This is a genomic window from Hymenobacter cellulosilyticus (assembly GCF_022919215.1).
GTDB classification, from domain to species: domain Bacteria; phylum Bacteroidota; class Bacteroidia; order Cytophagales; family Hymenobacteraceae; genus Hymenobacter; species Hymenobacter cellulosilyticus.
Window position 1 is genome coordinate 3,352,831 of the sequence record NZ_CP095046.1, and the last position, 19,268, is coordinate 3,372,098.

Annotated in this window: 19 protein-coding genes and 3 pseudogenes; 9 read left to right on the forward strand and 13 right to left on the reverse strand. The window is 60.1% G+C overall.

The genetic code is table 11. The features are described from left to right. Positions 1 to 79 precede the first annotated feature (79 nt). The 5 genes and pseudogenes from gldA (at position 80) to MUN79_RS16425 (ending at position 4,045) form a co-directional block, all read left to right on the forward strand. Positions 80 to 988: a gliding motility-associated ABC transporter ATP-binding subunit GldA gene (gene gldA, locus MUN79_RS16410; protein ID WP_244673748.1), complete on the forward strand. Its 909-nt coding sequence runs from the start codon at positions 80 to 82 to the stop codon at positions 986 to 988. A 155-nt stretch (positions 989 to 1,143) separates the two neighbouring features. Continuing rightward, positions 1,144 to 1,868: pseudogene (gldF, locus tag MUN79_RS16415) on the forward strand (gliding motility-associated ABC transporter permease subunit GldF). Positions 1,869 to 2,009: 141 nt separating this feature from the next. Further along, entirely contained in the window at positions 2,010 to 2,585 is a 576-nt protein-coding gene (locus tag MUN79_RS30160; protein ID WP_262922883.1) for a DUF7088 domain-containing protein, read from the forward strand. Continuing rightward, complete coding sequence (gene gldG / locus MUN79_RS16420; RefSeq protein WP_262922884.1) at positions 2,543 to 3,727, forward strand: gliding motility-associated ABC transporter substrate-binding protein GldG; 1,185 nt, start codon at positions 2,543 to 2,545, stop codon at positions 3,725 to 3,727. Before MUN79_RS30160 ends, gldG begins: the two co-directional genes overlap by 43 nt. A 111-nt stretch (positions 3,728 to 3,838) precedes the next feature. Next, on the forward strand, positions 3,839 to 4,045 hold the full coding sequence (locus MUN79_RS16425) for a hypothetical protein (RefSeq protein ID WP_244673749.1): 207 nt from the start codon (positions 3,839 to 3,841) through the stop codon (positions 4,043 to 4,045). 29 nt (positions 4,046 to 4,074) lie between these two features. Here MUN79_RS16425 and MUN79_RS16430 read toward each other — a convergent pair whose 3' ends face one another. The 4 genes from MUN79_RS16430 to MUN79_RS16445 all read right to left on the reverse strand — a co-directional run bounded on the left by MUN79_RS16430 (position 4,075) and on the right by MUN79_RS16445 (position 6,316). Further along, positions 4,075 to 4,569 (reverse strand): hypothetical protein, encoded by a 495-nt coding sequence (locus MUN79_RS16430; RefSeq protein ID WP_244673750.1) that lies wholly within the window; start codon positions 4,567 to 4,569, stop codon positions 4,075 to 4,077. Between the two features lie 99 nt (positions 4,570 to 4,668). Beyond that, positions 4,669 to 5,223: a helix-turn-helix domain-containing protein gene (locus tag MUN79_RS16435; protein ID WP_244673751.1), complete on the reverse strand. Its 555-nt coding sequence runs from the start codon at positions 5,221 to 5,223 to the stop codon at positions 4,669 to 4,671. A gap of 119 nt (positions 5,224 to 5,342) precedes the next feature. Then, positions 5,343 to 5,789 (reverse strand): BLUF domain-containing protein, encoded by a 447-nt coding sequence (locus MUN79_RS16440; protein ID WP_244673752.1) that lies wholly within the window; start codon positions 5,787 to 5,789, stop codon positions 5,343 to 5,345. A gap of 74 nt (positions 5,790 to 5,863) precedes the next feature. Then, positions 5,864 to 6,316 (reverse strand): BLUF domain-containing protein, encoded by a 453-nt coding sequence (locus MUN79_RS16445; RefSeq protein ID WP_244673753.1) that lies wholly within the window; start codon positions 6,314 to 6,316, stop codon positions 5,864 to 5,866. 228 nt (positions 6,317 to 6,544) lie between these two features. On the opposite strand from MUN79_RS16445, the pseudogene dnaN reads away from it, so the two are divergent. Both dnaN and gldC read left to right on the forward strand, forming a co-directional pair. Further along, a pseudogene (dnaN, locus tag MUN79_RS16450) lies at positions 6,545 to 7,667 on the forward strand (DNA polymerase III subunit beta). Positions 7,668 to 7,839: 172 nt separating this feature from the next. Beyond that, a complete protein-coding gene (gene gldC / locus MUN79_RS16455; RefSeq protein ID WP_100335399.1) occupies positions 7,840 to 8,178 on the forward strand; it encodes a gliding motility protein GldC in 339 nt (112 codons plus the stop codon). A gap of 109 nt (positions 8,179 to 8,287) precedes the next feature. On the opposite strand, the gene MUN79_RS16460 is transcribed toward gldC, so the two are convergent. The 5 genes and pseudogenes from MUN79_RS16460 to MUN79_RS16480 form a co-directional block, all read right to left on the reverse strand. Continuing rightward, positions 8,288 to 8,800, reverse strand: a complete 513-nt coding sequence (locus MUN79_RS16460) for a DUF4890 domain-containing protein (protein WP_244673754.1) — start codon at positions 8,798 to 8,800, stop codon at positions 8,288 to 8,290. Between the two features lie 344 nt (positions 8,801 to 9,144). After that, positions 9,145 to 9,684, reverse strand: coding sequence for a dCTP deaminase (gene dcd / locus MUN79_RS16465; RefSeq protein WP_244673755.1), 540 nt, complete (start codon positions 9,682 to 9,684; stop codon positions 9,145 to 9,147). Between the two features lie 21 nt (positions 9,685 to 9,705). Then, positions 9,706 to 10,692, reverse strand: a complete 987-nt coding sequence (locus tag MUN79_RS16470; RefSeq protein ID WP_244673756.1) for a hypothetical protein — start codon at positions 10,690 to 10,692, stop codon at positions 9,706 to 9,708. Positions 10,693 to 11,079: 387 nt separating this feature from the next. Beyond that, a pseudogene (hemL, locus tag MUN79_RS16475) lies at positions 11,080 to 12,404 on the reverse strand (glutamate-1-semialdehyde 2,1-aminomutase). Between the two features lie 76 nt (positions 12,405 to 12,480). Next, entirely contained in the window at positions 12,481 to 14,568 is a 2,088-nt protein-coding gene (locus MUN79_RS16480; RefSeq protein ID WP_244673757.1) for an ABC transporter substrate-binding protein, read from the reverse strand. A gap of 247 nt (positions 14,569 to 14,815) precedes the next feature. On the opposite strand from MUN79_RS16480, the gene MUN79_RS16485 reads away from it, so the two are divergent. Then, complete coding sequence (locus MUN79_RS16485) at positions 14,816 to 15,442, forward strand: DUF1361 domain-containing protein (protein WP_244673758.1); 627 nt, start codon at positions 14,816 to 14,818, stop codon at positions 15,440 to 15,442. A gap of 14 nt (positions 15,443 to 15,456) precedes the next feature. Here MUN79_RS16485 and MUN79_RS16490 read toward each other — a convergent pair whose 3' ends face one another. Genes MUN79_RS16490 through MUN79_RS16500 form a run of 3 tightly spaced genes read right to left on the reverse strand, consistent with a single transcriptional unit; the run spans position 15,457 to position 16,906 of the window. Then, a complete protein-coding gene (locus MUN79_RS16490; protein ID WP_244673759.1) occupies positions 15,457 to 15,891 on the reverse strand; it encodes a type 1 glutamine amidotransferase in 435 nt (144 codons plus the stop codon). Next, the gene (locus tag MUN79_RS16495; RefSeq protein ID WP_244673760.1) at positions 15,870 to 16,151 is read right to left on the reverse strand and encodes a hypothetical protein; all 282 of its coding nucleotides are present in this window, start codon (positions 16,149 to 16,151) and stop codon (positions 15,870 to 15,872) included. Before MUN79_RS16495 ends, MUN79_RS16490 begins: the two co-directional genes overlap by 22 nt. 2 nt (positions 16,152 to 16,153) lie before the next feature. Next, positions 16,154 to 16,906, reverse strand: a complete 753-nt coding sequence (locus MUN79_RS16500) for a hypothetical protein (RefSeq protein WP_244673761.1) — start codon at positions 16,904 to 16,906, stop codon at positions 16,154 to 16,156. A 178-nt stretch (positions 16,907 to 17,084) separates the two neighbouring features. On the opposite strand from MUN79_RS16500, the gene MUN79_RS16505 reads away from it, so the two are divergent. Continuing rightward, positions 17,085 to 18,965 carry a DUF4153 domain-containing protein gene (locus MUN79_RS16505; RefSeq protein ID WP_244673762.1) on the forward strand — a complete coding sequence of 627 codons (1,881 nt, stop codon included), beginning with the start codon at positions 17,085 to 17,087 and terminating at the stop codon, positions 18,963 to 18,965. Between the two features lie 57 nt (positions 18,966 to 19,022). Here the strand turns inward: MUN79_RS16505 and MUN79_RS16510 are convergent, their stop codons facing one another. Further along, entirely contained in the window at positions 19,023 to 19,205 is a 183-nt protein-coding gene (locus tag MUN79_RS16510) for a hypothetical protein (RefSeq protein WP_244673763.1), read from the reverse strand. Between the last annotated feature and the right edge of the window lie 63 nt (positions 19,206 to 19,268).

The following is a 19,268-nucleotide window of genomic DNA, read 5'->3' on the forward strand; positions in this document are numbered from 1 at the left end:
AGGTTTGGTCAAGATGGGAGGCTCAGTACATTTCAGAGGACGGATTGCTTCGCTCTGCTCGCAATGACACGTTCATTCTATGGTTGAAGTACAACAGCTCAGCAAAATCTTCGGGATCCAGACCGCGGTGAATGATATTTCCTTCTCGGTGGGCAAGGGCGAAATCCTGGGCTTCCTGGGACCCAACGGGGCGGGAAAGTCCACCACGATGAAGATTGCCACGGGCTATCTGCCACCCAGCCACGGCACGGTGAAGCTGGACGGCTACGACGTGCAAACCGACGCGCTGGAAGTGCGTCGCCGGGTGGGCTACCTGCCCGAGCACAACCCGCTTTACCTGGATATGTACGTGCACGAGTACCTGGAATTCATCGGCTCGGTGCACGGCCTAAAAGGCCAGCAGCGCCGCACCCGGGTGCGGCAGATGGTGGACCGCGTGGGGCTGGGCCGGGAGCAAAACAAGCTTATCGGCGCCTTGTCGAAAGGCTACCGGCAGCGCGTGGGTTTGGCCCAAGCCCTGATTCACGACCCCGGCGTGCTGATCTTGGACGAGCCCACCACCGGGCTTGACCCCAACCAGATTGGCGAAATCCGCACCCTGATCCGGGAGCTGGGCCAGGACAAGACCGTTATTTTCAGCACTCATATTCTGCCCGAAGTCACGGCCCTGTGCAGCCGGGTGGTCATCATCAACCGCGGGCAGCTCGTGGCCGACTCGCCCGTGGCTGACCTGGGTGCCAAGGCCGCCGGCGAAACCATCATCCGCGCCGAGTTTGAGCAGCCCATCGACGTGGCCCCGCTGCGGGCCCTACCGGGTATTCTGGGCGTGGAGGCCGAAGCCGGCAACCGCTACCGGATCCGGGCTGCTGCGGGAGCGGATATGCGGGGAGCTATTTCCCGCCTGGCCGCCCAGCAGGACTGGATATTGCTCGGCCTGCGGCAGGAAGAACAATCCCTGGAGCAGGTGTTTCAGTCGTTGACAAAATGATTGAAAAGAACGCCTCTACTTTACTCTTATCATCCTGAGCTTGCGAAGGACCTTACTACGATAGAACGACTTGCTGTTACGATTGTCGTTCGTATCCGATTAGGTCCTTCGCAAGCTCAGGATGACAGACAAAATTTGAATCTATTCAGTACCCGATGTTTGCCATCCTTCGCAAAGAATTCAACGCCTTCCTGAGCTCCCCGGTAGCCTACGTGGTTATCGGGGTGTTTTTGGTTGCTACCGGCCTGTTCGTGTGGGTGTTTCCCGACAGCTCGATGCTGGACTACGGCTACGCCGACCTACAGACGCTCTTCAACATGGCCCCTGGATATTTCTGTTCCTGATTCCAGCCATTACTATGCGCACCTTTGCCGAGGAGAAAAAGGCCGGCACCATCGAGCTGCTGCTTACTCGCCCGCTCACCGATGGGCAGATAATAGGAGGGAAGTACCTGGCCTGTCTGCTGCTGGCCTTGCTGGCCCTGGTGCCCACGCTGCTTTACTACTATTCGGTGTATCAGCTTGGCAACCCGGTCGGAAACATTGACTCGGCCGCTACCGTGGGCTCCTACATTGGCCTGGCCTTGCTGGCGGCCGTGTTTGCCGCCATCGGCATCTTCGCCTCGGCCATTACCCGGGACCAAATCATTGCCTTCTTGGTGGCCGTGGTCGGCTGCTTCCTGGTGTATTCGGGCTTCGACTCCCTGGCTTCGGTGTTTGACGGGAGCCCGGCCTACTACATTAGCCAGCTCGGCATTGCGGCGCATTACCGCGACATCAGCAAGGGCCTTATTGACTCCCGCGACCTGCTCTACTTCTTCAGCCTGATTGCCGGCCTGCTGCTGGCTACCCGCTTGGTGCTGCAAAGCCGTAACTGGTAATCACTTACAAACTAGTTTTCCTCCTTAGATGTGGAGGTGCTGGGGAAAGCAAACAGAACAACGACTTGTTCTAGTCAACCACCCCAACCACTCTTATACAACAAGGAGGGAGCTTCTAGCTCTAAAAATTGCCGCCACTCTATGGCTTCCGATACGCCCGAAACCTCTGCGCCCGCCACTTCCCGCAAACGCCGCGACCTGCTCCGCTTTCTGGCGGTGATAGGTGGGCTGTTGCTGCTCAACTTCCTGGCCCAGCAGTTCTTTTTCCGCCTCGACCTGACCCAGGAAAAGCGCTACACCATGGCGCCAGCCACTAAGACGCTGCTGGAGAACCTTAAGCAGCCAGTGACGGTGACCGTGTACCTCGACGGCGACTTCCCGCCCGGCTTCCGCCGCTTGCAGCAGGCTGTGCGCGAAACCCTGAACGAGATGCAAGTTTACGGCGGCACCAACCTGCACTACGTCTTCGTCGACCCCTCGGCGGCCGGCACCGAAAAGGCCCGCAACGAGTATTATGCCTCCCTGCTCAAGAAAGGGCTGCGGCCGACCAACCTGGGGGCCAACGAAAACGGCAAGCGGGTTGAGAAAATCATCTTTCCCTGGGCCACGGTAGCCGCCGGCGGCAAAGAAGAACAGGTGCTCTTGCTGCGCGGCAACCAGGCTGCCCCTCCGACGTGCGCCTCAACCAAAGCATCGAAGGGCTGGAATACGAGCTAGCTAGCGCCGTGCGCAAGCTCAGCCCCGGGCAGCGCAAGCGCATCGGGGTGCTCGAAGGCCACGGGGAGCTCAGCAACGCCGAAGCCGGCGACATCATCGGGTCCTTGCAGCAGTACTACGACGTGTTCCGGGTGGATTTGCGCAAAACCCGCCCCCAGGACTTGCGCACGCTCAGCGCCATCGTCGTGGCCAAGCCCAGCACGGCCTACACCGAGCCCGAGAAGTTCAAGCTCGACCAGTTTATCACCCAGGGCGGCAGCGCGCTGTTTTTCGTGGACGCCATGCGCGTGAATATGGACAGCGCCAACCGCGGTGGCATGTTGTCTTTCCCCTTGCAGCTCAACCTGGAAGACCAGCTCTTCAACTATGGGGTGCGCATCAACCCCGACCTGCTGCTCGACCTCAACTCGGGCGTGATTCCGCTCGTGACGGGTACCGAGGGCGACAAACCCAAGGTGGAGCCGATGCCCTGGCAGTTTTACCCGCTCATCAACTCCTTCAGCAAGCACCCCATTACCCGCAACCTCGACGCGGTGTACACCAAGTTCATCAGCACCATTGACACGGTAAAGGCCGCCGGCATCCGCAAGACGCCGCTGATGTTCACTTCCCGCTACACCCGGGTGCTGCCTGCGCCTGTACCCATCAACTTCAACGACGCCCGCCTGGAGCCCAACCAGAAACTCTACAAGGAAAGCTTCAAGCCGGTGGGCTACTTGCTCGAAGGCCAGTTTAAGTCGCTCTACGCCAACCGTGCCGAGCCCGGCACCAGCAACTTCCAGCCCGCCAGCTCGCCCAATGCCAAGCCTTCCAAGGTGCTGGTCATCTCCGACGGCGACTTTATCCGCTCCGAGCTGGACCCCAAAACCGGCAACCCCTACCGCCTGGGCTTCGACCGCCTGGCCAACACCGAGTTTGCCAACCGGGAGCTGGTCCTCAATGCTGTGGACTATATGCTCGACGAAAGCGGCCTGATTTCGGTGCGCGGCAAGCAAATCACCCTGCGCCCTTTGGACAAGCTCAAGGTCATCGAGCAGAAAAGCCGCTGGCAACTGCTGAACCTAGCGGCCCCGCTGGTGCTACTGGGCGCATTCGGAGCCATGCGGGCCTGGCGCCGCAAGCGGCGGTACGCTTCGTTTTAAATGCTGCCTGGCCTTATCTTCTACCGTATCCAACCAGCCTGTCTGATGTCTGATTTCTTTGATTCTTGGCCTATCGATATTGTAAGCCCTGTATTAAGAGCGGTAATTCTAGTGCCCCTGGGGTTTCTGTATCTGCGGCTGCGCTACTGGAAGCAGGATGCCTGGCGGCTGGTACTAACCAAAGAATACCAGAACAGCTACGGCAACGCGGGCAAAGCCTTGGTCGAGAGCGGTATTCGGGGAGTTTTGGTGCTACTTCTGGCGGCTTGGATTCTGTTTGGGCTGTGCCTTATCTATAAAGTTCTAACCGCTCCATAGCTTGGTGTTGGCCTACGGGAACATTGGGGTTAGCGCAAACATACGGTGCAAGTGGCTGCCATTCCGCGCAGGTAGGACCGGTTAGCGCCGAGTATATTTCGAGATAGTAACTCCCCGGCTTTGCCCACGCGCCGGTCGTTGGTCAGCGTAAGCTCGGTGGGCGACAGGGTGGTGATGGTGAAGTCCATCGAGCCCTGGATGGGGTTGTTCATCGTCAAGCTAGTCCCGTTCCAGACGTAGTTGCCGCTCCAGCTCAGCACATCATCGGTGTAAGAGGCGTAGCTTTTATCGGCGCGCAGCAGGATGTAGGCGTTGCGCGGGGTGCCGTTGCCGTTGTCGTAGTAGGTTTCGTCGAACGTAATCCGGCCGTCCGAATCGTAGAGGGTCAGCTGCACGGTCTGGGAGTCCCAACGGCCGACGAGGTCCGGCTTGGGCTGCGGATCTTCGGTCTGCTTCTTAGAGCAGGCTGCCGCTCCAAGCAAGAAGACAAATACCAATAAGCGGGTAAGTAGGAAAGGGCGCATACGGCTCAGAGGGTAATAAGCTGTCGGTAGAGTAAATAGTGGTGCAAAATAACGGATATAAGCCTTTCGCTCTAGCAAAGTATGGGCACAGTTGCTCAGCTATTGTGAAGGTGCCGCTGGCAACTCTTCCAGCAGCTCCCGCAGCACCTCGGCCTCCCGCTCCAGTCCGGCAATGCGGGCTTCCAGCAGCTTCTGGGGCCCGGTGCCACATTCGTAGAGCAGGGCGATTTCGGCTTCGCCTTCAATCAGGGCCAGCCAGTTTTCTTCGTGGGCGGGGTTCTTCACGGGGCCGGTAAAGGCGCGCAGGGCGGGCAGGGCCGCAAGGCGGGCTTCGTGGGGAGCCGCTTTGAGCTGTAACTGGGCCAATTCGTAGCGCAGGCGGCCGGCGTGGTGCCGACAGTAGGCCAGCCGGGCCTGTATGGGCGCCGGGTCCGGCGCGGGTGGGGGCAGCGGTGGGGGAGCGGGGCGGTTGCCGGCCGGGTCATACACCAGCCCCAGGGTAGCGAGGGTAAGCCGAATCAGTTGGCTGGCCGTGCCCAGCGGCCAGGAACGGTGTACGCCTTCGGCCAAGGCTACACTGTTACGGGATATGCCTAGCCAGCTGCCCATCATTTCCTGCGAAAGCCCCAGTTTCGCCCGAATCTCATCGGCCATAAGTAAGAAGTAAGCGCTAACGATTGAAACACTTTTGCCTGAAACAATTTAAAGTGTTTCAGGCAAAAGTGTTTCACGCTGGCCCGCATTATATCTTTGGTCCCGTACCGGATATGGCCTCAGTAGCGAATCTTGTGGTCGGTAACGAACGAAACCAAGAGCTCCTGCAGGGACGCCGCTTCCGTATTGGTTTTGATCAGGCTGTTTGGGTAGGAGGGAGTGGCCAGGTTCAGGTAGCCCGTCAGGTAGGCAAAGTCCTCGGGGTGCACGGCCTTGAAGCCCATGGACCACTGCGCGAAGCAGCGCTGCGGAATCGGGCCGTCGGCCAGCTTGGTCACGTCGTAGTGGCGCAGATCCTGCTCGATGCGGCCGAAAATGTATTCCACCTCGTGCTGCGGCCCTTCCAGCACCTGCAGAACGTGCGAGTCGCAGTAGAGCAGCACCCCGGTCAGGCCGTGGCTGTGGTTCCAGGCGCGGGAGTGGGTCAGCAGGGCCTCTAACTCAGCTTCACTCAGCGGGGCGGTTACGTTGCTTTGGTACACGAGGTGGTGGAGGTCGGCAGTCATACGGAGTAAGCTAGGAAGGCTGCTTAAGTAGCTATTTTTCTGGCCAACACGCAAGCCCAATGCTGGTTTCCTCCTTAATACCGAATTGGCTCCTCCGTCAGAAAAGCGGTTAGCAGCGTGTGCAGGGCAGTGGTATCATTGGCGGCAATGCAAGCCGAAAAAGCCGGGGAATTCGGATCCAGGTACCCGGGCAAGTGCCGAAAGTGCTCCGCCTGCATCACGTTAAATCCCATCGACCAGTGGGCGAAGCTACGCTGGCTAATGGGGCCGTCGGTCAGGGTTGTCACATTATGGTGGCGCGTGTCGCGCTCAATCCGGGCGTAGATAAAGTGGACGGCCTCTTCCGAGCCTTCCAGCACTTGCATAAACCGACCCTGGCTGTAGAGCAGCACGCCCGTGAGGCCATATTCCAGGTTGGCGGCCCGGGCCTGCGTAAGCATATCCTCCAGCTCCTGCTCGGATGGGATACTAGTAGCCGTGCTCTGATACGCTAAGTGATGCAGAGAATAAGGAAGGGGCAAAGGCATACAGTAAACCAGATAAGCTCAAGTGAATACGGGTTATGCCAGCCCAAAGGCTGTGGTTGAGGTCGAATAAAAGCATGGGCTGGATCCGGCGGGCATCGGGCTCTGCGCTATAATGCCCCGCAATAAGCCCGTAGGGGCCCCTGCACCCACCCGCTAAGGCGCTAGAAAACCCGGTTTGGGTTTCCTATCTTTGTCCTCTTCTTTACAACGCCAGCCAACTCCGCCTATATGAAGTTTATCGTATCGTCTTCCGCCTTGCTCAAGCAGCTGCAGAGCATCAACGGCGTGGTGACCAACAACCCCGTGGTGCCGATTCTGGAGAACTTTCTCTTTGAAATCGAGGATGGCAAGCTGACGATTACCGCCTCCGACCTGGAGACCAGCATGATTACCGAGCTGCCCGTGGAAGCCCGCGAAAGTGGCCGCATTGCTGCTCCCGCCCGCATCCTGCTCGACACCCTGAAGAACCTGCCCGACCAGCCCGTGACCTTCACCCTGGACGAGGAAACCTATACCATCGAAATTGCCTCGGCCAACGGCCGCTACAAGCTGGCCGGCGAAAACGCCACCGACTTCCCCGCGTGCCGGTCGTGAAAGGCTCTTCGCCAATCGAAATTCCCTCCTCGTCGTTGTCGCGGGCCATTACCAAGACCATCTTCGCCGTTAGCACCGACGAGCTGCGGCCCGCCATGACCGGCATTCTGGTGCAGCTGGCCGACGCTCAGGTAACCTTCGTGGCCACCGACGGGCACCGCCTGCTGCGCTACCGCCGCTCCGACGTGGGCGCGGGCCAGACGGCCAACCTGATTATTCCGCGCAAGGCCTTTAATCTACTGAAAGGTGCCCTGCCCTCCGAGGCAACTACCGTGCGCGTCGAGTTCAATAATTCCAATGCCTTCTTCAGCTTCAACCAGATGCGCCTCGTGTGCCGCCTGATTGATGAGCGCTACCCCGATTACGAAAACGTAATTCCGGTGAGCAACCCCAACAAGCTTATCATCAGCCGCGCCGAGATTCTAAACTCGGTGAAGCGCATCATGATCTACTCGAACAAGACCACCCACCAGGTGCGCCTGCGTCTGGCTGGTTCCGAGCTGACCATTTCGGCCGAAGACCTCGACTTCAGCAACGAAGCCAACGAGCGTCTGGCCTGCCAGTACGAGGGTGAGGACATGGAAATCGGCTTCAATGCCCGCTTCCTGGCCGAAATGCTTTCCAACATCGACTCCGAGGAAATCACCCTGGAGCTGAGCACCCCAACCGCGCCGGCCTGCTCATGCCCACCGTCGCCGACGACAACGAGAGCATCCTGATGCTGGTCATGCCGGTGATGCTGAACAACTACGTCTAAGCGCGGTTTAGACAGCTCAGTAGTCATTTGCCAACTTAAAATCATCTGTCATCCTGAGCTTGCGAAGGACCTTTCCACGTTAGAACGAACCAGTTTAACGACTCTCGCTCAACGGTTATAAGGTCCTTCGCAAGCTCAGGATGACACACTTTTTTACAAGAACATCCTTCCGATGAAAAAATCCGAAATCCGCTTCAGCATAGCCCTCGACGATAAGAAAGTGCCCGAGGCCATTAGCTGGACGGCCACCGACGCGGGTCCCGATATTCACTTTGCCAAGGCCATCAACATTGCCCTCTGGGACCGGGACGAGCGCGGCACGATGAAAATCGACCTGTGGACCAAGGAAATGCCCGTTGACGAGATGAAGCGCTTCTGCGTGGACAACATGGGCTCCATGGCCGAAAGCCTGGTGACGGCCACCAACGACACGGAAATGGCTACCAAAATCCGCAACCTTTGCCGGGAGCTGACCGACTACCTCAACAAGCAGGAAGCTGAGCAGCGCTAAGCCAGCCACTACTAACTTATTGGGGCATTATTCCGATAAGGTCCCGACACAGAAAAGCCCCGCCGGAGCAATCCAGCGGGGCTTTTTCTATATCCAGGAGGCAGGAAGCTTAGCGGCCGGCTTCGGCCGGCGTCGTGCGGGCCGGGCCGATGGTAGCGCCGCGGCTGCTGGCCGGCAGCGGGTTGCGCACCGACTTCACGAATACGGCGTTAGTCTGCTTGGCGTAGTCCTTGTCGTACTTGTAGAAATCCTCGCGGGAGTCGTAGTAGGCGCTGTACTGGGAATTGCTCAGCACGCTGCGCAACTCCTGGTCCCGCTCCCGGCACACCAGGCCGCACTGCTCGTCGATGAGGCGGGGGTTGCCGGCGTTTTTCTGCTCAATGGCGGCCATTTTGGCCACTTTGTCCTCGTTGATGGCCCGCAGGCGGGACGATTGGTAACCGTTCAGGCGCAGGTCGCGGGCCATCTGGTCGGAGAGGCGCTTGGCGCGCTCCTGCACCGGGTTGAGGCGGGGCGTAGCTTTGGTTTTATCCTGGGGCTGAACTATGGCGGGCTTCTGCTGAGCCTGCGCGCCCAGCGTTGCGGCCAGAATCAGCGCGGCGGTGGCAAGTTGATTTCTCATGGTATAGAAGCAGTTATTTGAACAAATAAAGAGCTGCTCTCCGGCTGAAACAAAATCCTCAGCGCCTGGCAGGTGTCTTTCCTTAACGAAAAACTATGCCAGGGAGTTCGGGTGTTAAGGGGCTCAACTGTTAATGAGGACAATATGCTGCTGCAAAAGCTGGGTCCTTGCGAGACAGAATGACGAAGCCATCCGTCCTCTAAAATGTGCCAAGCTATTGTGAATGGGAAGCCCTTTCCCGTCATAACGAGAAAGGGCTTTCTGGTAAAAGAGCGGGTCGTACTGGGTAGAGGACGGATGGCCGCGCTTTGCTCGCCATGACACGAGAGGTTAGCGTGGCAAGCTTACCAGTTGTTTTTCCACATCATCGACTCCACGGGCTTGTCGGTGCGCTCGTTGTATTTGGCGTTGGCCTTGCGATTATAGAAGGTTTGCACGTCGCCCTGCACGGCGAAGTAGATGAGCTGGCCGATGGGCATGCCCGGGTACACACGCACCTGCTGGGTCACGGAGATTTCCAGGGTCCAGGTGTTGCAGAAGCCTACGTCGCCTTTGCCGGCGGTGGCGTGAATGTCGATGCCGAGGCGGCCCACGCTCGACTTGCCTTCCAGAAAGGGGACCTGGGCGTGGCTTTCGGTATACTCTTCCGTAACGCCCAGATACAGCACGCCGGGCTCCAGCACGAAGCCTTCTTCGGCCGACATCTCAAACACGTCGATTTCGTTGTGCTTGCGCGCATCCAGCACTTTGTCGCGGTACGTGGCCAGGTAGCGGCCCAGGTGCACATCGTATGAGTTGGTGCCCAGGCAGCTGGGGTCGTAGGGCTCAATAACGATGTTGCCGCGCTCAATCTCGGCTAGAATCTGCTGATCGGTAAGAATCATGGAAGGGGTGAAGGGGTGTTGTTAGTAGGTACTTGGTAGGGCCGATAGTTGCTGGTTAGCTAGGCTGATTGATAATGACAGGGGGAAGCAGAACAGCTTTACGCAAGCAACCATCACCCTGTAAGGCGCAATGCCCAGCCTATTCCGGGTCGTCTTCGTCGCCGTAGCGGTCCTGGGGCAAAGAGCCGGCGGGACGCTTGCGGGGCGGGAGGCGTCGGTGGGCTGACGCTCTTCCAGCTCCTCGGCCAGGCCGTCGAGGCGGGCGCGCAGGTCGGGCAGCACGTTGGCAATGAGGTGGAACAGCAGCAGCGTCGAGGTGGCCGAGAGCAGCAGGGCCAGGTAGTCGACCCAGTCGTGGCGCACGGTAATATCCAGGGGGCGTACCGTCGGGCCGGTAGCCGTGCGCGGGGAGCCCACAGAGGGTTCGGGCTGGGGCGTAGGGTCTTCGGCTACAACGGTAGTAGCCGGAATGGCGTCAATGTCGGCCGGGGGCACGGCGGCTTCGTCCACGGCTACGTCCTCGGGGTTGGGGTCCTCAGAGGCGTTGAACTGGGCAGAAGCCTGCTTAATGCTGCGCTGCAGGGAGCGAATCAAAGCTACCCGCTCGTCGCGGGGCAGCACGCGGATAAAGAACTCGAAGTTTTTGTCGATCAGCAGGGTATTGAGCTGCTTTTCAAACTCGGCCAGGTCGGTGCGGCCCTTGCCGAAGCGGCTTTTGAAGCGTTCCGACACATCGTTGTAGTTCAGAAAAAGCTTGCGCAGATTGGCGTTGCCCCCGAAGCCGTCGAACTCTTTGCGGGCCTTATGGCTGCGCAGCGTGACAGGAAACTTGTTGCGGGTAAACGACTTGTCGTACACCGTTTCCATGGTCCGGAAGTTCAGCTCGTCCACGGTGCGGTCGAACAGGCGCTTATTGGCTGCCGCCGGTGCTTCTACCTGGGCGTGCAAGGGGCCCAGCGAGGCGACAAGCAGGAAAACAAGGGAGAACAAAAGGCGAAAGTGGCGCATGGCAGCAAAGCAGATTGGCCGCAAAGGTAACCAGTACTCGTCGTGGTTCGGAAAACCAAGCAAAAAACTGTGGATTTTAGGCTGTTTGGTCTTTGCCTTAAGCCACGACAAAGCTGGGCGTCGCCCATTTCACAGGACGTAGGGCATTCTGCGCAGCAAGCGTCGTTCAATACGTCCTGTGAAATGGGCGACGCCCTCCGAAGTGAAAAGCCCTAACGTCAGAGCAGACGTTAGGGCTTTCTGGTAAAAGAACGGGACTACCTTCGCAGAGGACGAATTGCTTCGCGTCCTCGCAATGACAGAGAAGAACTGCGCTTTTCTGGTAAAAGGCCGAGTCAAACCTTGTAGAGGTTAGCTTCGGCCAGCACCTCGCAATGACCGGCTTGTTTACAAGCCGTGGGCTTCGCGCATCGACTCGCGGCAGGCGGTCAGGTACTGATCTACTAGCTCGTCGGTAATGGCCGTAGACACGAACAGGGCCTCGTACTGGGCGGGGCCAGGTAGATACCGCGGTTCAGCATGGCCCGGAAGTAGCGGCCAAAGGCCTCCGTGTCGGAGGTTTTGGCGTCTTCCAGGTTGTGTACCGGCTTATCGGTGAAGAACACGCTGAACATGGAGCCCACCTGGTTGACGATGTAGTTCAGGCCCAGCTCGGCAGCAATCTGGCGGGTACCATCGGCAATGCGGGTGGTGATGCGCTCCAGCTCGGTGTAGAGCTCGGGGTGCTCCTGCAGATAGGTGAGCTGGGCAATTCCCGCGGCCGTGGCAATGGGGTTGCCCGAGAGCGTGCCGGCCTGGTACACTTTGCCCGCCGGGGCCACGCAGTCCATAATGTCCTGCCGGCCGCCATACGCACCCACGGGCATACCGCCGCCAATGATTTTGCCCAGCGTGGTCATGTCGGGCGTGATGCCGAAGAGCTCTTGCGCCCCACCGCGGGCCAGGCGGAAGCCGGTCATTACCTCATCGAAAATCAGAACGATGCCGTGCTCGGTGCATAGCTCGCGCAGGCCCTGCAGGTAGCCTTGGTCAGGCGCCACCAGGCCCATGTTGCCGACTACCGGCTCCAGAATCAGGGCGGCTACCTGGTCTTGGTTGACTTCAATGGCCGCTTTGGCTGCTGCCAAATCGTTGTAGGGCACCGTGATGGTGTCCTGGGCTACGCCCTCGGTCACGCCGGGCGAGTCGGGAGTACCCAGGGTGAGGGCGCCGCTGCCGGCCGCAATCAGGAAGGAGTCGCCATGGCCGTGGTAGCAGCCTTCAAACTTGATGATCTTGTTGCGGCCAGTGTAGCCCCGGGCCACCCGAATGGCCGACATGCAGGCCTCGGTGCCGGAGTTGACGAGCCGCACCTTCTCGATGCTGGGCACCATTTTCTTGATCAGCTCAGCCATTTCGACCTCGCGGCGGGTAGGTGCCCCAAACGAGAGGGAGCCCTGAATGGCGTCCTGCACGGCGTTGAGCACCACTTCCGGGGCGTGGCCCAGAATCATGGGACCCCAGGAGTTGATGAAATCCATGTAGCGGTTGCCGTCCACGTCGGTCAGCCAGGCACCCTTGGCCGACTGCATAAACACGGGGTGGCCGCCTACGGCCCGGAAAGCCCGTACCGGCGAGTTGACGCCGCCGGGAATGTGGTTTTTAGCGCGGGTAAACAGCGCGTCGGAAGTAGCGAGGTTGAGGTCGGTATGCAGAGCTGAATCTTGGGACATGGGAAGCGGTAAAAAGGAAAGCAGTGAGGCGGTAAACGTAAACTAGAGTGGCGGATATCTCACTGCTGCTTACCCGCTACTCACTATAGTATAACCTAGCGGAAGCCCACTGGGTTCTGTACTTCCACTTCCAGGCGCTCAAGTTTGGTAAAAGGCACGTACTGGTTGTCGTGGGCGCCGCTGGGGTAGCCAATACCCTGAAATACGGCCCCGAAATGGGACCCGACGCGGCCAGATTCTGCTGGAAGCCGGGGCCGTTTAGGTGCAGCTGGGAGCCGAAGTAATACAGCAGCTCGAAGCCGGTGAAGGCAAACACCGAGGGCGGCAGGTTCTGGCGCTGGACGTAAAGCTGGCGGAAGCGCCGTACGCCGGGGTTGAGCTTGTCGAGGTACTTGGGGTGAATGAAGAACACGTCCCGTGAGTCGAGCTGGCCCAGGCTTACCCGGGAGTTTTCCAGCCAGGAGGCGTAGGTCAGCAAAGGCACCCGGGCACCCTGGGCCTGCATGACGCCCAGCGTGTAGGGCCCGGCCTTGCGGTGGTCGGAAGCTACTACCAGGTGGCCCACCGTTTTGAGGTCGAGGCCGCTGAAGCCGGTGCTCAACGATTCTTCCACGTCGGAATTGATACGGCGCAGCTGCAGGACTTTGCCGCCCAGGGCTTCGTAGGCGGTTTTGTAGGCTTGCCCGAAGGCGGCCTCGTCCTTAGTGTCTTCGTAGAGCACCACGGCCGTGCGGCTGGCAAAGCGGGTAATGGCAAACTGCGCGGCCTGCTTGGCCTGGGTCACGGTGCTGGGCTCAAAGAGGTAGTGCCAGCCGTTGTCCTGAACCAAGTCGGCATCCTGGGAGAGGGGGTTGATGCAAATAATCTGCTTCTGCTGGGCGTAGCGGGCCAGAATCTTGCTGCCTGACTTGTAAATGGGGCCGATAATCAGGTCCATGCCGGCCAGCTCGGGCAGGGCAAGCACTTGCTTGAGCTGCATGGTGTCGGCGCCGGTGTCGTAGGAGAAAAGCTGAATCGGGCGGCCCTCGCGCTGCAGCGAATCCTGGGCCAGGCGCATACCGGCGTAGAGGTCCGTCACGAACTGGTTTTTGCGCTGCTTTTCCCAGCTCGGGTCGTCAAACTCGAAGGGCAGGAGCACGGCCACGTTGTAGGAGCTCTTTTTCTGGGCCTTAGGCCTGGGCGTGTAGCGGGCCCGGTCGAGGCTGAACTGGGTAACGAGTTGGTCGAGGATGGGCTTGTCGGCGTCGGTAAACCAGCCGCCCGTTACGAGCTTGTCGGCATACGCCCGGGCCACGGCGGCATCCTGGGGGTAGCGCTGCAGCAGGTTCTGGAACAGTACTTTGTCCTTGATGCGGGGCAGGTAGACGGCTTTCATGGCTTCCCGCTCGGCTTCGAGGCGGCCGGCCGGCAGCTGACCCAGTACTTTCAGGGCGTTGTCGGCTTCGCCCTGCTCAAAGGAAACCTGGCCCTGCAGGAAAAAAGCTTCCGCCAGGTTGGACCAGGTAGGGTACTCGTTGCGCAGCAGGTTCAGCATCTGCTCGGCCTCGGCCCACTTCTTGGCCCGGGTGGCGGCAATGGCGTATAAATAGGCCGCATCCGGAGCGCGGTCAAACTTGGCCGTGGGCAGCGTCACAGGTTCGAGCTCCTGCATGGCCAGGTCGTAGCGGGCCTGGGTAATGAGGGTTTTGCCGTTCTGGTAGCGCAGGTTTGGGTCGCTGGAGCCCATGTTGGCCGGCAGCGGCACCTGGGGCTTGGCCGGAGCAGCGGGCTTAGCTGTGGTCAGAACCGTAGTAGCGGAGGCTTTGGCAGTGCTGGCCGGCGTAGCCGAGGTTTTGGCGGGGGAGTTGGTTGCGGCAGCTTTCGCAGCACTGGCGGGGGTAGCCGGGGTTTTGGCCGCACCCGGAGTGGCCGGCTTGGTAATAGCGCCGCTGGCTGGGGCCGGGGCGGGCTTGCCGTTAGTGGTTTTCACCGGGGTGGTTGGCCCCGTTTGTGTTGGGGCTTTGGCCGGAACAGCCGCGGGCTTTTTCGCGGCCGGCGTCACGGAGGAGGCAGCCGGCCGCGGGGCGGTGGGCTTAGGCGTGGTCGGCTGTTGGGCCAGTCCCGCGAAGGTGGAAGAAGAAAGCAGCAGCGTGGCTGCCAGCCGAAGAGCAACAAGATGCCTCATAGCAGAGGGCCGGGGAATTAGTGCGAAGGGGACGAGCCGGCCTAACCATGGGCAGCGGCATTCGGGCAAAGGTACGCAGGATCGGGCGGGAAGATGTAGGAGTCCGATTTGGGTTGTATTTTACCAGCCTAAATGCCAGGCTTGCCCATACTTCGGGCTTTAAACTTACGTTACGGAACCTATGTCAATTTCTGTCGCTGCATTTTCCCAGTCTGAGCTCCGCCAACGGCTCAACCTGCTTCTGGTTTTGGGCGCTTCGCTCGCGCTGAGCGTGGTGCTGGTGGTCTTCCGCGTGTTTCTGACCCACCAGATCTACTTTGTGTTTCTGCTCTGGAACCTGTTTCTGGCTTTGATTCCCTTTGGCCTGAGCACCATGCTGGGCCTGGCTGCGGGTCCGGTGCGGGCCCGGGTACTGCTGCCGGTGGGGGCCGTGTGGCTCCTGTTTTTCCCGAACGCGCCCTACATTCTCACCGACTTGTTCCACTTGGAGCCCCGCAGCGGCGTGCCGTACTGGTATGATCTGGCCCTGATCCTGACCTGCGCCTGGAACGGACTGATGCTGGCCTACGCCTCGCTACTGGATATGCAAAACCTGGTGCAGCGCCGCCTGGGAGCTGCCGCCAGCTGGGTTTTCGTGGTGGTGGCCCTGCTGCTGAGCAGCTTTGGCATTTACCTGGGCCGGTTCCTGCGCTTCAACAGCTGGGACATTGTCACCAATCCCCTGACGCTTTTCTATGACATCCTGAACCGGGTAATACACCCGGCCGCCCATCCGCGCACCTGGGGCGTCACGCTGCTCTTTGGGGTGTTTCTGGTCATCGGCTACAGCACCGTGCGCCTGCTGGGCCGCCTGCGCCTGGAACCCACCGAATAACCCGGCCTGAGCAGCTACCGGGCGGCCAACTGATCCAGCAACTGTAGCAGCCAGGTATTGCCAGCGGCCAGCTCCCCGGCGCGGTCCCGCAGCTCCGCGGCCGACTGTACCCAGGGTCCGGGCACTAGCTCGTGGCCGTCGTGTTGCAGCATGGCCGCCAGTATGTCCGGGGTTAGCTCGGGGTGAAACTGCAGGCCGATTACCCGGTTATCGTACACGAAAGCCTGCTGGGTGCAGGCCGCCGACCACGCCAGCCCGGTAGCGCCCGGTGGCAGCTCAAAGGCGTCGCCGTGCCAGTGCAGTACGGTCAGGCCTTCAGTAAACAAGGAAAATAGCGGGTGCACCGTGGCAGCTGAAGCGGGGTGAATAGGCCAGAAGCCAATTTCCAGTTCCGGGTTACGAAAAACCACCCCGCCCAGGGCCTCGGCTAGCAGCTGGGCCCCAGGCAAATGCCCAGCACCACCCTGCCCGCCGCAATGGCCTGCCGGATTCCCGCTTTTTCCGCTTTCAGCCACTCGTAGTGGTCTTCCTCGTGCACTCCCATCACCCCACCCAGCACCAGCAGCCAATCGAAGTCGGCGGTGGTTGGAAACTCTGGGTCGGGCTCGTAGAGGCGGGTGTAGGTCCAGCTGTGGCCGTGGCGGGCAGCCCAGTCGAGCATGATGCCCGGCGTTTCGAAGGGCGCGTGCTGGTAGCAGTGGATGCGCATGGCTAGCGAAGGTCGTTGTGCTCCAGGTAGAGGCTCGTGCCTATGGTCAGCTGGTCGGGCATGCCGGGCGCGGTTGGCCGGAAGTTCAGCACCTGCCCGGCCTTTACCGGCTTTTTTGCCATCGAAGTGGGCAGCACCTGCAGCATGGGCAGGTGGGGAATGAGCTTGCCGACGCTGCCCGCACTCACTACGGAGGCTACCTGGTCGAAATCGGGCTGGCGGGCTATGCGGTGTACCACGTACTGGTCGGGAGCGGTGCCTACCAGCAGCAGGGCGGACTTAGGCGCTGGCCCGGTCTTGGTGGGCAAGGATTCCGCATAAAGCACCTGCCGGATGCGCACCTGTACCCCACGGGCAATGGGCGTGCCGCCCCGCTCAAAATGGCCCCGGTACACGGTAGCGCGGAAGGGGCGGGGCTGGCGCAGCATCTCGGGCAGCACGAAGGACTCGGGCTCCAGAGTATACACCTCCTCGGCCGGAAACTGCCTTTTACTGGCCTGTAGCGCCGCCTGGGTAGAGTCGCTCAGCTCCAGCTCCAGAAGAACCTGGTAGTTGTGGGGGCTGTGAAACATGGGCAGGTGCGACGCATACACGCGCTGCCACCCAAAGAGAAGCATGCCGTGGGTGCTGGGCCGGTCGGCCGTTACGGCCCGGGCTGAGGAAGGCGAGTGTTGAGCTACGGCGGGCGGGCCGAAAGCAAGCAGCAGCGCACCCGCTACGGCGCGCGGCAGGACCCACGAAGGGGAAAAAAGCATGTGTCGGAAAGAACAGCTTGGGATTGCCAATATGCGGCACCGGGGCAAAGATACGGTCCCAGCGCATTCAGGCCCGAAATCGGAGTGACGCTAGCCCGAGAAAAATAACTCAGGAAACAATAAAGGCGGGTTAGCTCGTCAGAAGGCCCTTTCTTGCCGGCTATATTCAAACCTTGCTATGAAGTTTCCTTCCCTGCAACACGTGGTTGCTGAAGCGGCCCGGGTAATTCGCCGCTTTCCGCTCACGCTGCTGTGCGCCCTGGTGCTCTGCGTGGTGCTTATCTATATTAACCATCTCAACAGCGTGGAGGAGCGGGATATTAGCTGGCTGTTTCCGGTTATGTCTACTGCCCTGCTAGGCCTTACACTGACGCTCAGCGCATCCCTAGCGTCCGAGCGCTACCACTGGTCGGGCTTGAAGCGGCTGGCGGCTTTGGCAGGCACCATTGCCTTGCTGGGGCTGTGGTATGCCGTCTGCCCCGCCCAGGCCAACCTGGTGTGGGGACTGCGGCTATTTGTGCTGTTGGTGGCTCAGCACCTACTCGTTGCGGTGGTGCCCTACCTGCCCGAGCTGCGCCGAAAGGCCGATACGCCCAGCTTCTGGCGCTACAACGAAACCCTGTTTCTGCGCATTCTGACGGCCGGGCTGTACTCGGGCGTACTATATGCCGGGTGTGCTTTGGCGCTGGTGGCGGTAAAGAATCTGTTCGAAGTCCACCTGTCCAATAACATCTACAGTTACTTGTTTACGGTGCTGGCGACGGTATTTAATACCTGGTTTTTTCTGGCCGGCGTGCCCGCCGACTTTGCCGAGCTGGAGCAGGAAGCGCCCTATCCCAAGGGCCTGAAGGTCTTTACCCAATTTGTGTTGCTGCCGCTGGTGCTGCTGTATCTGGGCATTCTGTACGCCTACCTGGGCCGGATTCTGGTGCGGTGGGAGTTACCCGAAGGCTGGGTTTCCCTGCTGATTCTGGCCTTTTCAGTGGCCGGTATTTTTGCCCTGCTGCTTATTCATCCTATCCGGGAGCAGGCCGGCAACGCCTGGATTCGCACGTTTGCCCGGTGGTTTTACCTGGCGCTGCTGCCCTTGCTGGGCCTGCTGGTTGTGGCCATCGACACCCGCATCGGAGCTTACGGCATTACCGAGGAGCGGTATTACGTGCTGGTGCTGGCCTTGTGGCTGGCGGGCATCCTGGCCTACTCGCTGGTGCGGCAGGGCCGGGGCATCATCTGGATTCCGGCCTCCCTGGCCGTGGTAGCCCTGCTGACCGTAGCCGGCCCCTGGGGGGCCTTTGCCGTGGCCGAGCGGAGTCAGCTGCGGGAGTTAAAGCAGATGGCAGCGCAGTATCGGCTGTTGCAGAATGGTAAGCTGGATAATGCCGGGTGGCGGCAAACCGATATTCCCCTGGCGGCCCGCAAGCGGATTACCTCCATCTTCGAGTTCTTTAATAACCGAAGCGCGGTAAACCGGCTGCAGCCTTTATTCACTGCCTCCCTGCAGCTTCCCGACTCCTTGAGGAACAAGGCCGAGTGGGTGCAGAAGGACGAGCAGATGGATCGGCTCTTTGCCGTTAGCCGCATTACCCGCGCTGATAAGTACGAGAGTGAGGACGAGGATTTGGGTAAAGTGGCCGAGTTTCAGCGCGAGGAGCAGGAAGTAGAGGCCTTGGGCGGCGGCCGGTATTATATCAGCACCGTGCAGCTTTACATGTACCGCACGCAGGGTGATGATACGCTCGTGACCTTTCGTGGGCCCGAGGGGCACTTTCAGCTGCGTAGCACCCACGATGGCCGGCAGATTGTGCTGGAGCAAGAGGCCCCTGGGCGCTGGGAGCAGTTGCTGGTCCTGGAACCCGGCGCCTTAGCTGATTCCCTGACTGAGCACGTGGCCAAAAAGCAGGAGGACACCGTAATCCTGCCGGGCACTCAGCTTACGTTGGCCGCCACAGGGCGCAAGGCTACTCTTTCCCTGTATCTGCACCGGCTGGCCCGGCGGGAAAAGCAGCACAAGGTAAGTTACGACTATGGTGGCAGCGCCCTGCTGGAACTGAAAAAGTAACCGGCGCCGGATAGCTTTCCTAGTAACCGAACGGCTGGCAGCACCTGGCCAGGTAGTTTAGCTGCCGTACAGCAGCATTCCTAGCAGCCGGTTCACCAAAAACAGCGTGCTACCCAGCAGCAACCCGAGCAGTACCCAGCGCAGGGCGTAGCTTATCGGTGATGTTCCGGCCGGCCGCTGCAAACCCGGCCACGCCATCCACAAACTCACTAAAGCAACCAGCAGGGCAACAAACAGCATAGGCGTCGGACTAGAAGGAGAAGCACAAAAGTAAGCGGGCAGCCAGAATTACGAATGCAACGG

Coding starts and splice junctions, on each gene's coding strand:
- gldA (WP_244673748.1), top strand. CDS start 80: ATGGTTGAAGTACAACAGCTCAGCAAAATCTTCGGGATCCAGACCGCG.
- MUN79_RS30160 (WP_262922883.1), top strand. CDS start 2,010: ATGGCTTCCGATACGCCCGAAACCTCTGCGCCCGCCACTTCCCGCAAA.
- MUN79_RS16430 (WP_244673750.1), bottom strand. CDS start 4,569: ATGCGCCCTTTCCTACTTACCCGCTTATTGGTATTTGTCTTCTTGCTT.
- MUN79_RS16435 (WP_244673751.1), bottom strand. CDS start 5,223: ATGGCCGATGAGATTCGGGCGAAACTGGGGCTTTCGCAGGAAATGATG.
- MUN79_RS16440 (WP_244673752.1), bottom strand. CDS start 5,789: ATGACTGCCGACCTCCACCACCTCGTGTACCAAAGCAACGTAACCGCC.
- MUN79_RS16445 (WP_244673753.1), bottom strand. CDS start 6,316: ATGCCTTTGCCCCTTCCTTATTCTCTGCATCACTTAGCGTATCAGAGC.
- gldC (WP_100335399.1), top strand. CDS start 7,840: ATGAAAAAATCCGAAATCCGCTTCAGCATAGCCCTCGACGATAAGAAA.
- MUN79_RS16460 (WP_244673754.1), bottom strand. CDS start 8,800: ATGAGAAATCAACTTGCCACCGCCGCGCTGATTCTGGCCGCAACGCTG.
- dcd (WP_244673755.1), bottom strand. CDS start 9,684: ATGATTCTTACCGATCAGCAGATTCTAGCCGAGATTGAGCGCGGCAAC.
- MUN79_RS16470 (WP_244673756.1), bottom strand. CDS start 10,692: ATGCGCCACTTTCGCCTTTTGTTCTCCCTTGTTTTCCTGCTTGTCGCC.
- MUN79_RS16480 (WP_244673757.1), bottom strand. CDS start 14,568: ATGAGGCATCTTGTTGCTCTTCGGCTGGCAGCCACGCTGCTGCTTTCT.
- MUN79_RS16495 (WP_244673760.1), bottom strand. CDS start 16,151: ATGCGCATCCACTGCTACCAGCACGCGCCCTTCGAAACGCCGGGCATC.
- MUN79_RS16500 (WP_244673761.1), bottom strand. CDS start 16,906: ATGCTTTTTTCCCCTTCGTGGGTCCTGCCGCGCGCCGTAGCGGGTGCG.
- MUN79_RS16505 (WP_244673762.1), top strand. CDS start 17,085: ATGAAGTTTCCTTCCCTGCAACACGTGGTTGCTGAAGCGGCCCGGGTA.
- MUN79_RS16510 (WP_244673763.1), bottom strand. CDS start 19,205: ATGCTGTTTGTTGCCCTGCTGGTTGCTTTAGTGAGTTTGTGGATGGCG.